Here is a 14,489-nt window from a genome sequence, read left to right on the forward strand (position 1 = left end):
CTTTTAGGGTGGAGTTAATCCAAAATCTAAAATCCTAAATCCAAAATTGATTGACATCACAAATTCTTTTCTTATGAAAGCATTAGTTAAATCTATCACAAACAAATGAACAGGGCACCTCTTTAGACGAAAGCGCGAATCGTGTCTTTATCATTAAACTCAAGAGAATCGTAGTTGAAGTGGGCAAAACCCAGCTCCTCCCCGAACTCCCCGTAAATCTCCAACCAGCCATCATCACCATCAGTCGTTACATGAACCGCATAAGTTAATGTGTTATTGATGACCATTTTATACAACCTGACTGAACCATAGTCGGCTTTTTCCACATTCTCGTAGTAGAAGTTGTAAGAAGACTGCACGCTCTCTGGTGCAGTTGCTTTATCAGTATTCTCTCCGAGAGTCTTCACGAATTCTCTGCCTTCAGAGTCTTGTTCTACGGCTTGCTTTAGTGCGTCAATGTAAAATTTTTGGGCTTGTTCGGGGGTAAGCTTATCTGTGGTTTCTTTAACTTGACTGACTACATTGCCTTGTTGGTCATAAGCCCAAGTTGATACCTGATTACCTTGGGCATCATAGAGTTTTGCCGAATCTCCTTTATCATTACAAATAAAGCTTTCAATACCGAAGCTGAAGCCCCCCGACTCTGGGTGAACCGAATTGGTATAAACTCGGAAACTCTGAGCGGACTGTAACATAGTACCGCTAGGAAAAAGAAACTCTTTAGTGTTGGTAGCTAAAGTAACTTTCCAGCCTGATATATCTGTCAACGTTGAACCCTGATTGGTAATCTCAATGTATTGATCAGCCTGAGTTGTATTGACTTGACCCTGACAAATAAGATTTGTGATCACAACGTTGCACACGATGATTTTCTCCTTGACTATCCAAGAAATAATCGTAATTATATCTGGGTTGCTAACTATTGGAGATATTGCAGCAAATCGTATACAGCCTTCCTAAATAGGATGTGAACACCCTCCTCGCCTTCTCTTTCTTTTCTTTGCGACGCCAGTCGCCTCAAGTCGGGAAACCCGCCCAGGCGAAAGCGGCTCCTCTTTGCGCCCTTTGCGGTACCCTGCGGGAAGCCGCTCCGCGTCTACGTTTTTTTGTTCACGACTTATCTAGGATTGCTGTATCTGAGTTAATTAGCGCTTTGCAAAGCACAAGACTATTGCGACGTGTGGTGTATGTAGCTAATTGATATAACTCCAAGCAACGTAGTTCAAACAGTAAAATTCCTCACCATAAAGAGGAGATGCGGGTGCGAATCCGGTCGTTGCTATCAGATTGTAAAGTTCTATTAACTGCCAGAAAATAAACAGTATTTATACTGAACTCATGTCGTTAGTACGATGATAATAATATATGAGTTGTGTAAAATTTAGCATATTACCGACAGTATGAACTGCGAAATTCTCAACACCGCAGCGGAAATCTTCGAGGCTTTCAACGCTTGCAAGAATCCAGGGGAAGAGATTGATCTATTTGAGTGTTTGGCAACTCGCCCTGAGGCACCCCTAGTAGCATTTGTAGAGATACTGCAAAAAATCAAACCAGAGCCTATTTTGGCACTTACATTACAGGCGTTTGGCAAGATTACTGATGCTGATGTAAAGCTGCGGTTGAAGCAAAGTGATGATTTGCTGATCATGCTGAGTGAACAGGCGCGTTCTGGTTCGACTGACTTGATTCGCTGGGCTGCAGCGACGACGATTGATAAATTGGGATTTGATTGTATCGCAGTGTCTGTGCATTTTTCTGAGGAACCCCGAAGTATTGCTGAGAAGATAATGCAGTCTAAGATTAAAAGATTTGCTGACCAAAATCTTATAGAAAGTCATGATTATGATGAGTTTTTACGTTTCTGGACTTATGGATATTGGTACAAACTTAAGGAATTGACTCTAGATTATGAATTTTGGACATTGAAGAAGGAATGGGAGTCTAAAAGAGAAAGAGGATGGCAAGATTCACATGATTCTCAAGAGATTCAGCGTCTCAATAAATTTTCAGTTTGTTGGGAGGTGATGAATGCTCTTAGTTTGAGAGGATTAAATCAGGTGAACTTGGCACTAATAAAAGCTGAAGACTATGGAGAAAATGCTTCAGATATTGACGAAAATGAGGTATTTGAAGGCATTGCCCAAGTTTTGTCAGCTTATCAATTGACTGAATTTAGTAGTGACAGTGATTTGCAAGTTTTAATGGAGACTCAATTTCACTGTCTGGAAAGTAATAATAAAACAACTCGCTTACTTGCGGCTAGAAAAATTCTGAATTTGGAAAATACTTGTTTAGATAAAGTTAGAGATGAACGACTACACATTTTCCATTCCACTGAAGCCTTTATGGAAATAGAAACATGCGAGTTAAATTATAAAACTACCTATCATCAATTAGAAAACTTGTCCGAGAATATAGATTGGTTAGAAAAACAACTTAAGCGAAAAAAAGTACTTAGTGATATTTCTCAGATGAAGTTGGTAGTTTTAGACGAAATGAGCAAGAGAAAAAGTAAATTTGCTGTAGCTAAACTTTCCTGTGAACGTTTACGAGAAAGTACCCATACGGAAATTGATAAATGTTTAAAAAAAATTCACGCAATCAGTACAGAAATTTATGAGAAAGTATTTGAGGAAGTACAACTTGGTCAACTGCCTGATATTAGTGTTGATCATGAACACGCACTTATCTTATTTGAAGATTATAAAAATCTATTGGCAGAAAAGTTATCAATAGCCTCTTCTGTTCATAAACAAGTATTGACGTTTTATTCTCAATTAGAAAAATGTCAAAATCATCATGAAACAATTCAAAACAATTTAACGTTAATAAAATCCATCAATTATAGAGTTTATGGATATTTAGCTTTAAAAGACGACTTAATTGAAATTAAATTGCCAAGTCGTATCAGTTATCAAAACTATACACAATTGAGTTTACTTGAGCAATATTCGACTTACTTAACAAATAAGTTAAATCAACTTAGAGATGAAGTAGTGTGTCGTTATGAAAGAATAATTCCAAGTCAATTATCACCTCTTGATACAGAATTAAAAAAAGCAAAGATAAAAATGGAGGCAGCTAAGAATCTCGCTGATAAGATTAATAATTTTTCTAAGATATTATGCCTCTATCTAATTTCTCTTCTTCTGCTACCGTGGACGCTAATCATGATGATTCCAGTTGGGTTACTTATAGGTATTGTGAAGATATTTTTTGGTGAGGCAGGAGAGAACATAACTCGTATTTTAGGTTTGATCGCTGCTCCTGGTATGTTAATTTATCTGGGAATTGAAAAAATTATATATAAACTCATTCAACAGTATGAAAAAAGATTAGAGTATCAAAGGATATTAAGATATGAAAAACTCGAAAGTTTGAAAGATGAGGAAAGACAAATACTACATTTATTATCTATTTGAATTCCCAAGTCTTCGCTGTGGCGAAGGCAACGAAGCTGCCCTATTGCCCAAAGTCGCAGAGCGACTTTGCCTCAAAGCCCTCTCCTCTCTATATGTGCGACCAGAGAATAAACAGGACACGGAAATTTTAATGGCTGGCTGCCAAAATGATATAATCGATGTGCTTATACAAGACGTAAAAACCAACTTCAGGATCTGAAAAAAGTAGACGCCCTTCTCACGAATAGACGTGGTCAAGGAAATATAACTCCGTGCTTGTCGTAAAATGGGGCTATGCAGAAAGGATGTCTGACAAGTGCTATGGACGCAATTTATATTCCGCAGCTTACAAAAGCGCCGCAAGCAACAGAGGAAATTCAAGTCAAAGAGTTTCTACCTGGTTTAGAAACTCTGACACCAGTTCGAGGTCGCATCCGCGTCCAGCATCATGGAAATTACTTAGAAGTCTTTTCTCAAGCAGAAACAATCATCACTTGTACCTGTAGTCGATGCTTGCAAAACTACAATCATCGTTTAACCATTGATACAAAAGAAATCATTTGGTTAGATGAAGCAGCAAACGTTGATGATCTGCCACTAGAACGCGAAATTGCTTTTGATGATTTAGTAGAAACTTTATCACCCCAAGGGTATTTTGATCCCGGTACATGGCTATATGAGCACATATGCTTAGAATTGCCTCGGCGACAGTTGTGTGATGCCAATTGTTTGGGCATTCAACCAAGCGCCCAGAGTAAATCTGATAAGCGTGTTGACAGGCGTTGGGCTTCTTTGGAAGGTTTGAAAAAGGAATTTCCGGGAGCGTAGTTTGATAGGTTTGTAGTGGGCGCTTTAGCCTGAAAGCGTCTACTGCAAATTAGGAACATTTCATTGCTCATTTTCGCAAACTATAGAATTCCTATTTGATTTTTGAACAGAACTCCGTACAGTTTTTGTTAACGGTTAAGAGTTAAGCGTTCCCTGTTAAGCGTTCCCTGTTCCTTAGCTCAACTAGTAACTTTATAAACCAAACCGGATTCCTATATTAAGTTTCATGTAAGTGTAATAATTTTTTCACTTATTTATTCTGTTGTTTCGCATTCCTGACTGGTCTAAACTCCAGAACCGAGTTGTCGCAGAAATTGTTCAGAGCGATCGCGCGGAGCGCAGACGCCAAAGGCGTATCGCTTTGAGAATTTTCGCTCTGAAAAATTTAAGATGTAATATGATAGATGGCAGCACAGTCACGCTTGCCAGACGATGCTCTGCTGCCTCAACCCCGATTGCCCGCAACCTCAAAATCCTGAACAGATAATCCATTGCCAGAGTTGTGGCGCGCTACTCATACCGCTTTTGAGAGGTCACTATCGTATAACTCAGGTGCTTTCAGATGAAGGTGGGTTTGGTAGAACCTACTTGGCAAAAGACGTAGATAAGCTCAATGAACGCTGTGTCGTCAAGCAACTAGCACCAAAAGTCCAGGGGACGTGGGCTTTGAAGAAGGCGATTGAGTCATTCCAACAAGAGGCGCAGCGATTGCAAGAACTAGGAAAAAATTCCCAGATTCCTACCTTGTTGGCTTACTTTGAGGAAGATAACTATCTGTATTTAGTCCAAGAGTTTATTGATGGGCAAACTTTGCTCAAAGAGTTGCGACAACAGGGAATATATCATGAAGCACAAATTCGGCAAGGTTTACTGGATTTGCTGCCCGTTCTAAAGTTTATTCATGAGCGTGGGGTGATTCACCGGGATATTAAGCCACAAAATATTATGCGCCGTCAAAGTGATGGCAAGTTAGTACTAATTGATTTTGGTGCCTCGAAGCAACTAAGCGCAACAGTACGGACTAAACCGGGGACGACTATTGGTACACGTGGGTATAGTCCTCTCGAACAATTGCAGGATGGTGAAGCTCACCCAGCAAGCGATTTATTTAGCTTAGGGGCTACGTGTTTTCATTTAATGTCTGGTGTTTCACCAGGTAGTCTTTGGGCAGAAAATGGCTATAGCTGGGTTGTTTCTTGGCAGCAATATTTGAAATGTTCGATAAGTGCAGATTTAGCTAAAGTTTTCGATAAGCTTCTCAAAAAAGACATTAATGAGCGTTATCAGTCTGCGGATGAAGTCCTCAAAGACTTAGAACCTCAGCCATCATCCCCGCAGCCACCTAGACTGAAAAACAGACTTTTAGCGGGTGCTGGCATTGTGTTGTTAGGATTTGGGGGATTTTGTTACATAAACAATTTCCAGATCTTAAACCTGATAGCGGAAAACAATTTCTTGATGAAAACCCTCAATGGGCATTCCAATTTGGTAACTTCTGTTGCTGTTAGTTCGATCCCCTCTGACTCCCCGCTTTATAAGGGGGGACTGGGGGGGATTGTTGCCAGCGGTAGTTTTGACACAACCGTCAAACTCTGGAATTTGTCAACTAGAAAGGAAATTTTCACACTTGAGGGCAATGCTGGTTCAGTTTATTCCGTCGCTACCAGTCCGGATGGTCGTACTGTAGCCAGTGGCAATGGTGACAAAACTATTAAACTATGGAATCTCTTCACTGGACGAGAAATTTATACCCTCTATGGACATTCGAGTTCGGTTGAATCCGTTGCCATTAGTCCGGATAGCAAGATGCTTGCAAGTGGCAGTTTTGACGGTAGCATCAAACTATGGGATCTGCCATCCGGAAGGGAAATTGCTACCCTAAAGGAACATTCTGGTGCAGTGAAATCTGTTGCCTTTAGTCCGGATGGACAAATTCTTGCCAGTGGCAGTGAAGACTATACTATCAAACTATGGAATTTAAAAAATAAACAGCTGATCAGAACTTTAAAAGGACATTCTCAACCAATTAGATCTGTGGCTATTAGTCCTATTCGTTCTGACTTGCGGAGTTTGGGAGGACGACTCGGAGGGATTCTTGCCAGTAGCAGTGCTGACGACACTATCAAACTGTGGGATTTAGCAACCGGGCAGGAAATCTACACCTTTAAGGGACATTCTTACTCTGTTAATTCTGTTGCCTTTACCTCAGATGGTAAAACCCTGGCAAGTGGTAGTAGTGACCATACCATCAAACTGTGGGATGTGGCAACGAAAAGGGAAATTCTTACCCTCCGGGGACATTCTAAAGAAGTTACTTTCGTTGCCTTTAGTCCCGATGATAACACCCTTGTGAGTGGTTGCACTGACGGGACTATCAATCTTTGGCGGGTGGTTCGGTAATCAGACATCCTTTAGGACAACGCTATAAGGTTTTTTTCCTAATTCTTCTTGTTGAATGCGTCGTTTTTGATTAGCCCCGGCAATTTTTAAAGCAACAGATTGTACTTGATGGTACAGCTTGCGTGGCATTAGCCAGAGAAAATAAGCTGCTGCAAGAGTGATAATTGTACGGTGTGGTTCTTCCAGTAGAATTCGCCAGTGGGTAGAGAGCGATCGCACAGCAAACTCCACAGCTGTTGAACCATCTTCTAAAGTGACTGCTCTTCGGGCTAAATGGCGTAGTTGGTAAGCCATAGCGATTTTTTCCAACTCAGACATTGATGCTGGAGGTACGTAGACGCGTGCTTTTTCCAGCATTGTTTCCCAAGAACTTAACTTTTTCACCAGTTGAGCCGAAAATCCCTGGGAATTTATTCGGTAAAGCGTCAAGGCTTCTGGAATTCCTTCTATAAGCCATTTCGTTTTCATCGCTATCCGCAGCCAAAGTTCCACATCTTCTGAAGGGTGTAGTTGGCGATCATCATCAAAATAAAAGTTTTCTACCACTCCATAAAGATTATCTTGGAATGCAATATCTTCAAAAACCTGACGCCGAATCACGGGTACTGATCCATTTCCAATGGGAGTCCGACAAAGTATATCAAGTGGAGTAATTTCCTTGAGCTTGGTTATCTGATAAATACCCAAAGGCTTCCCTGTTTCATCGATTAAAGAAGAGCGACAAAAACTCACCCCCACTGCTGGTGACTTGTTTAAATGTTCAATATGTTTTTCTAACTTTTCGCTTACCCATAAGTCATCTGCATCTAAAAAAGCCAAATATTCCCCTTGAGCATGACGAATACCAACGTTTCGAGCCGCAGCTACTCCTCGGTTTTCCTGACGGATTATTTTGATTCTATTGTCTGTAAATTGCTGACAAATTTCTATGCTTTTATCCGGAGAACCATCGTCAATGATGAGCAACTCAAAATTTTTATATGTTTGCTCAAGAACTGATTGTATTGTTACTGCTACATATTTCTCAACTTTGTAAACTGGAATGATCACAGAAACTTTTTTCATAGAAGCCCCGAATTCTAATTTTTATGATTATTTGGGAAAACATAACGTGTTGCCCACAATGTAAACAGAGGTAAAAACACAATATGAACTAATAAAACAGATATTGCTACAACAATTATTTGCCAGTGATCTCCTAAATGAACTGATAACACAGATGTATCTACACCAAGAACTTGTAAGTTCACTCCTATCAGGATTGCTATGCTAAATAGGAAAGTGAATACGATATTCCAATATAAATCTAAATGAGGTTTCCCAACTGCTATAAGCAATTGGGATGCTGCGTCTGCAAAGGGTCGTGGAATTGCGGATAAGCAAATGAGAACAACAATGGGGATAGCAGGCTGCCATTTTTTACCGAAAACAATTGGTACATAAATATGAGCTAAACTAGATTGGAGTATGACAAAAGGAATAATGGTGGCGCGAATAGTTTTCAGACTACTAAAATAGGATTTTTTCAATTCAGACAATTCTGAGCGAACTGCACATAGATGAGGCAAAATTGCTGAGTTAATAGCATTAATAATACTTAAACTAATTCCTAATCCGGCGTTAAAACCAAAGAAGTATAACCCTAATTCCTGAATTCCATATTCAGGAACTCCCTGCTTTACAACAAAGCGACCAACTAACAGATAATCTAAGTTATTTCTTAGTGTTCTTAACAAGGAAACCCCTAAAATATTTTTACCAAACTTAAAAATATGACTCCAACTTTTGGTGGTAAATCCTGTGTTGACACGCCAAGACTGTGCTCTGTAGTATATTAAGGTTTCGATAGGCGAAATTAATATTGAAGGCAACACCAACGACCATACACCCATACCTAAGACAGCAAAAATCGCAGTCAGTATACTTCCAGTAAAGTTTTGAACACTATTCGCAATTGCTATTACTTTCAGACGATTTTCTCTTTGTATGAGAGTTTTTTGTATTGTAGATAAAGGCCAAATTAAGTAAGCTAAACCTGAGACAATTATTGGCAAAACCAGATTTGGACTTTTATAAAACCAAGCTATGGGAAAAGCTGCAATAGACTGAATAACAAAAAGACTAAAAAAAACGGCCCAACTTAACCAGTATGCAGAGTTACACAAATCCTCTAGTTCTTCTTCTTCAGCTTGAATTATTTTTGCACTTATACCTATGTCAGCAAACGTGAGTGAAAACTCACGCACTGTCATGATAATCGCACCCAAACCATAGTCATGGCGATTTAAATACCGAGCAATGATCACAACTAATCCCAAGCGCAAGACTCTGTAGATAATCTCTGAAATACTCAGCCAGCCAACATTTCGGATGAATTGACCTGAGAATTTTTTCTTGATAATGTTTATCACAGGATGAATTGATCTCATTACTATCTTTGGGACAACTAACGAGTGACAAAAATATCACTGTCTATTACTAGCTACCGTTCAATGGTATCAGCTACTATGCCCAAGACTGGAACCTGACCAGTTTTTAATTCTTCCAGGGCTTGGTGTAAAGAAGGACGAACTGTTTTACCTAGTCCTGCAACCATCAAAATTCCATCAACACGATTTGCTAAGATGCTTGTGTCTAAAAGTCCCATAATGTGTGGTGCGTCATACACAACTAAATCATAGTTTGCATGGGCTTCCTTCACGAAATTCTCCATTCTTTGAGATGAAAATAGCTTTGTGGGATTTTGCGGTGCATCACCAGCCGTGATCACAAAAAGATTTTCTTCTCTGGGTGCTTGTCCAACGACATCATTAAAATCTATACCTAGAAAAAGTATCTCGCTAAGTCCTTTGATGTTAACTAAACCTAATGCATGATGAACTTGAGGATGACGTAAATTAGCATCTACTAATAGTACTTTTTGACCTGCTTGAGCTGCTATCTTTGCTAAATTCAGTGCTACTGTGGATTTGCCATCGCCACTTGTCGCTGATGTCACGACTATTGAGTGGATAGAAGCTTGTGATTTGAGAGAGTTTATTTTGTTAAAAAGAGAGCAGAAAGCTTCGGTAAAAGAAGTTGTTTGATACTCCTGAGTCTTTGCTTTTACCTGTGGTACAAATTGATGTTTTCCTTTTTGATTTGCATAGGCTAGTTCTTTATCTCTGACAGAAGTCGGGTGTCTTAATTCTTTGTGGAAAGGAACGACCGCAAAAACTGGTAGTTTAGTTGTACGTTTGATTTCCTCAGGATCGCGAAAGACATTTTGCGAATTCTCCAAAAGCAAAGCAGCCAAAGTTCCCAATAGTAAACCTCCAACAGCTCCTAAGGCAATGTTACGCTCACCATTGAGTCCTACTGGTACGAGATGACCTTTTTTATCACGAGGGAGTGTTGGAGGCGTAATAATTTCCCAAGGAATATCCTGTTGAGCAGCATCTACCCGTAGTGCTTCTTGCTTAGCTAAAATCTGGTTGAGGGTGTCAGTAGAAACTTGCAATTCCCTTTGCAAATTGGCGTACCGACGTGAAAGGGCAGGATATTGCTGAATTTGTTGATTCAACTCGGCTGTTGCTTTATTGTTCGCTTGGAGGCTACTTTCTAGTGTCTGAATTTGGTTAGCGCTATCAGCTAGTTGTTTGATCAGGTCACGCCGAATCGAGTTTTGATAAACTCTTACTTGGGAGTTATCCCTCCCCCCATTCCTGCCTAATGCCAGTTTTGCTTCTTGCTGTACTAAAGGTAGGAGTTTGCGTTGCTGTTCGCGCAAACTCCGCATGACTGGGTTGTTCTCTGTGAGGCGGGTTGAGTCTGTGGCAATTTTTGTTTCTACCTCTTGCAGACGAGTCAGGACTTGCTGATATTGAGGTGATTCACTCAACGCTGATGAAGCGATCGCTGTATTTTCGGACATTTGCAACTGCTTTTGCAAAGAAGCAGAAAGTGAGCGAGTCTCAGCTAAGCTTCTTTCAGTTTCTATGCGCTGTGTTTTAAGTTCATCAGCTCTGTTGAGCAATTGTTGCCCCTGAAGTTCCGGGTTGAGCATATTGTACTTCTTTTGAAACACTTGCATTTGTCCTTGAAGTGTATTCACCCGGAGTTGTATTTTAGGAATCTGCTGTTCAACGAATTTTATTCCCTGACGTAAGTTGGTCTGCTGTTGTTCTTTACTATAGTTTTGGTATGCTTGTGATACCTCCTCTAAAACAGACTGAACTTTTTGCGGGTTGGATTCTCGATAGCGAACCTCCACAACTCTTGATAGGTCTTTGCCTTTACCAATCCGACTAATATGTAACGTGCCAACCCGTTCAGGAGACACCTTACCAGACGCATCACTCGCAGCAAGTTGATCGTAGGTAATGTCTGGGTAGCGATTTTTCAGGTCTTTCACAACTGGATCTATCAGCTTTTGACTTTTCAAAACCTCCATTAAAGCCTGATAATCCATTTCGGTTTTATTCTGTTTGGTGATTTCGTTGATATTTTGCTTTAAAGTTTCCGATAGTAAAAGCAGTAACTCACTATCAGCGCTTTTTAATGGTTCAACTAATATCTGAAACTTACCTTCATATTTTGGAGATCGAGTTGCTGTCCACGCAATAGCCACTGTAGTCACAATCACTGTCGCACTAGCAATCAAACCTAAGCGACGACGCAATGTAGGGAAAATTTGATTTTGACCCGTATTTTCTTCTTCACCTTCTGATCTTCTCCAAGATAAATACGGCTCTTTCAGTACAGTATTAGAATTTCTCAAGTACTGCAAGCTTTGTTCCTTAGTTGGCATTGGTTTTCCCATTCAATTATATTGAATACACGATTTTGTCAATCTATATTTTTAGATACTGAATTCTAGCCAACTTGCCAGAAAGACAAATGGGATAACTGTTTGGAATGGTGTTGCATTTACAACAACCAATGCTAGCGTGAGTGCGGTACGGCTAACATCCAACAAGGTGATGCGGTTACAGACTCTGCACTTATTAGTTTTTTTTGTGCAAAGTGCTCCCTGATCTTAAGGATAAATCATACCAGATTTTTGCTAGTTTCAGTATCCTCTAACATACCCTCCTACGTATATATTATTATATATTATGCTCTTCTTTACATAAAATTCATAAAAAACGTTTTATCAATAAAGATAAAGTAAAGTCGAAAGTTCAGATTGAATCAAAAATGACTTCTTTGGACATAATTATACGAAAGTTGAATGGGATAATTTTTATACGATAAATGTATTTAAGACCTTTCTTCAAATTAAGCATCACTTTTTTTGTTCAAGAAATTTTCTTGAGACGGCTAACAAATTATTGCAAAGAGAGTAGCCATGCACAGATTATCAAGGCTAGCCGAAAAGGTATTTGTTGTATTGACTCTGTTTTTTTCAACAACTGCCTTGATACCTATTCTTATAGAAAAAGAAGATTCTGTAGATGCGAGCCAAGATCCATACACTCCAATCCTTTTTATGGGAATCTATATCGTGACTCTGTTGTTGGTTATGAAAAACTGGAAAAGTTTTTTGTACGTTGCACAGAGGGACATTTGGATCTGGTTACTGGTAGGAATTGCATTAGCATCCGTCTTGTGGACAGTAGCACCAGATATTACCCCACGTCGTAGCGTACTTCTTTTGGGGACAACTGGATTCGGAGTATACTTAGCTACGCGTTACACCATGAGGGAGCAACTAGAATTATTAGCTTGGATGTTCGGGTTAATAATATTACTAAGCTTTGTGTTTGCTATAGCACTCCCATCTTATGGTTTGATGACCTTTCAGGAAAAAGGTATTCATGCGGGAGCTTGGCGAGGTGTCATAACGCACAAAAACACCTTGGGTCGTTTGATGAATGTCAGCACCATAGTCTTTCTCTTACTCTGTCTTGACAACTCGCTTTCTCAACAGAAATATAAATGGCTTTCGTGGCTTGGTTTTGTTTTATCAGTGGTTTTAATCATTCTTTCAACCTCAAAAACAGCCTTGATTGTTCTTCTGACTTTGATAATTATCTTGCCACTATATAAGGCTTTGCGAGGAAATTATAATCAAGTAGTCCCTTTAGTAATTGCTGTGATTCTTGTGGTAGGAACTACAGCGACTTTGCTATTAGATAATTTACCAATTATAGCGACTGCATTGGGTAAGGATTTGACACTCACAGGACGCACAGATATTTGGGGAGTAATGCTTGAGCTAATTTGGGAACGCCCTTTATTAGGCTACGGTTTTAATGCTGTTTGGCAAAACTGGGATAATGATGTGACAGCCTACCTTTGGCGCACCTTGGAATGGGAATCTCCTTATGGTCACAATGGCTTTATGGATTTATTGGCAGAATTGGGGATACTAGGGTTAATCGTTTTTTGCATAAGCTATGTAACCACTTGTATAAAAGGAGTTATGTGGTTACGGGCTACTAAAATGGTAGAGGGTTTATGGCCTTTAATGTATCTGACGTTTTTATTTATATCCAACGTCACAGAAAGCACTCTTGTCGCAAGTAACAGTATCTTTTGGATATTATACATATCAGTAATTTTTTCAACGGCTGTGGAGTTTGAACAAGCGAAAAAATACAGCTATTATCTCAATATGATGGCAGACGAAGAAGGAAGAATAAATTGAGAACCTATTAAAATTATGAAGATTACTTTAATATGTCACGACATTGTCTACCCTCCGAATCGTGGTGCGCGAGTAGAGATGTGGCGAAGGATAAAAGCCTTCTCTAATATTGGTGTAGAGTTACAACTCATATCCTGGATAAATGAACCGTTACAACCTGAGGAAATAGCTGAAATAAAGAAATATGTAAAAGAAATTTATCTCATACCGTTTCAACGTACATTAGGCTCTATTGCTCGTAGGGCAATTGACTTATTACATTATCCTTTAGAAGTGACTTCTCGGATTGTTAAGGGAAAAGAGTTAACGACTCTGCTTTCTAGTGTCCGTCTTTTTCAACCTGATGTTATCTGGTTGGATGGAATTCACGGTGGGGAAATCGCAGCTAAGTTAAGCAAAAACTTGAATGTCCCCCTCATCACTCGCTCTCACAATATAGAGTATTTATATTACCGTCGGTTACTTGCATCTACAACAGACTTTACAAGTAAGCTCAAAAGATATTTGTCAGTCTCTCACTTGGAAAGTTTTGAAAAAGACTTACTGAAAAAGAGTGCTTTGTTCTACGATATCTCTGTAGATGACTTCAAATTTTGGCAAAGTCAAGGCTTTAAGAATGGGCGCTACTTACCGCCTATTGTTGAGTTTCCTAAAGATAATTATTCAGAACAAGCCCGTGATGAAACCAGCGCCAATCTTATGTATGACGTTGTGTTTCTAGGTAACCTAAAGGTTGACAACAACGTAGCTGGTATAGTCTGGTTTATAACGCAGGTTTTTCCGATTATACGCTCTGCATTACCCACTGTTAAAGTCCTAATAGCTGGTTCCAATCCTGTAAATAAAATCAAGCAACTATGTGAAGAACAGCAAGGTATCTATCTGAGCATCAATCCACCATCCTCTACAGCAGTTTATCAGTCGGGGCGTGTTCTGATTAATCCGGTTTTAACGGGTAGCGGGGTGAGTATAAAGTCCATAGAAATGCTTGTCTCTGGTAGATCTATTGTTTCTACACCTCAGGGAATAGCTGGTTTGCCAGAAGAGGTGAGAAAACTTTTTCAAATAGCTGTTGATGCTCAATCTTTCGCTGAAGAAATAGTAAAATTGTTATCAACTCCTCAAAAGGTTAATGTTGATCAAGAATTGCTTGAGTCACTGTTCGGTTCTCAAGTCGTTGAAGGTGTTGTGTCGGATATAAAGTCTTTACTGTGATTTGAGATAAA

The 14,489-nt window shown here is 39.5% G+C and carries 9 protein-coding genes and 1 tRNA gene; 6 read left to right on the forward strand and 4 right to left on the reverse strand.

Annotation, left to right across the window (positions count from 1 at the left end; all coding sequences use genetic code 11):
• Positions 1–122: 122 nt before the first annotated feature.
• Entirely contained in the window at positions 123–863 is a 741-nt protein-coding gene (locus AC5JM2_RS12665) for a lamin tail domain-containing protein (protein ID WP_495835227.1), read from the reverse strand.
• 348 nt (positions 864–1,211) lie between these two features.
• On the opposite strand from AC5JM2_RS12665, the gene AC5JM2_RS12670 reads away from it, so the two are divergent.
• From AC5JM2_RS12670 to AC5JM2_RS12685, 4 genes are all read left to right on the forward strand, one after another.
• Positions 1,212–1,282 (forward strand) — tRNA-OTHER (locus AC5JM2_RS12670).
• 118 nt (positions 1,283–1,400) lie between these two features.
• Positions 1,401–3,425, forward strand: a complete 2,025-nt coding sequence (locus AC5JM2_RS12675) for a hypothetical protein (protein ID WP_495835228.1) — start codon at positions 1,401–1,403, stop codon at positions 3,423–3,425.
• Between the two features lie 300 nt (positions 3,426–3,725).
• The gene (locus AC5JM2_RS12680; protein WP_495835229.1) at positions 3,726–4,232 is read left to right on the forward strand and encodes a YceD family protein; all 507 of its coding nucleotides are present in this window, start codon (positions 3,726–3,728) and stop codon (positions 4,230–4,232) included.
• Positions 4,233–4,664: 432 nt separating this feature from the next.
• Positions 4,665–6,632, forward strand: coding sequence for a protein kinase domain-containing protein (locus AC5JM2_RS12685; RefSeq protein ID WP_495835230.1), 1,968 nt, complete (start codon positions 4,665–4,667; stop codon positions 6,630–6,632).
• Here the strand turns inward: AC5JM2_RS12685 and AC5JM2_RS12690 are convergent, their stop codons facing one another.
• From AC5JM2_RS12690 to AC5JM2_RS12700, 3 genes are read right to left on the reverse strand one after another with little or no spacing between them, the layout of a single operon-like run.
• Entirely contained in the window at positions 6,633–7,697 is a 1,065-nt protein-coding gene (locus AC5JM2_RS12690) for a glycosyltransferase family 2 protein (protein WP_495835231.1), read from the reverse strand.
• A gap of 14 nt (positions 7,698–7,711) precedes the next feature.
• Positions 7,712–9,061, reverse strand: a complete 1,350-nt coding sequence (locus tag AC5JM2_RS12695) for a lipopolysaccharide biosynthesis protein (RefSeq protein ID WP_495835232.1) — start codon at positions 9,059–9,061, stop codon at positions 7,712–7,714.
• Between the two features lie 53 nt (positions 9,062–9,114).
• Positions 9,115–11,421: a GumC family protein gene (locus AC5JM2_RS12700; protein WP_495835233.1), complete on the reverse strand. Its 2,307-nt coding sequence runs from the start codon at positions 11,419–11,421 to the stop codon at positions 9,115–9,117.
• Positions 11,422–11,961: 540 nt separating this feature from the next.
• Between AC5JM2_RS12700 and AC5JM2_RS12705 the strand changes: the two genes are divergently transcribed.
• Together AC5JM2_RS12705 and AC5JM2_RS12710 are read left to right on the forward strand one after the other, a co-directional pair.
• On the forward strand, positions 11,962–13,263 hold the full coding sequence (locus tag AC5JM2_RS12705) for an O-antigen ligase family protein (RefSeq protein WP_495835234.1): 1,302 nt from the start codon (positions 11,962–11,964) through the stop codon (positions 13,261–13,263).
• A gap of 15 nt (positions 13,264–13,278) precedes the next feature.
• Entirely contained in the window at positions 13,279–14,478 is a 1,200-nt protein-coding gene (locus AC5JM2_RS12710; protein WP_495835235.1) for a glycosyltransferase, read from the forward strand.
• The last annotated feature ends 11 nt before the right edge of the window (positions 14,479–14,489 follow it).

The organism is Brasilonema angustatum (assembly GCF_059505445.1).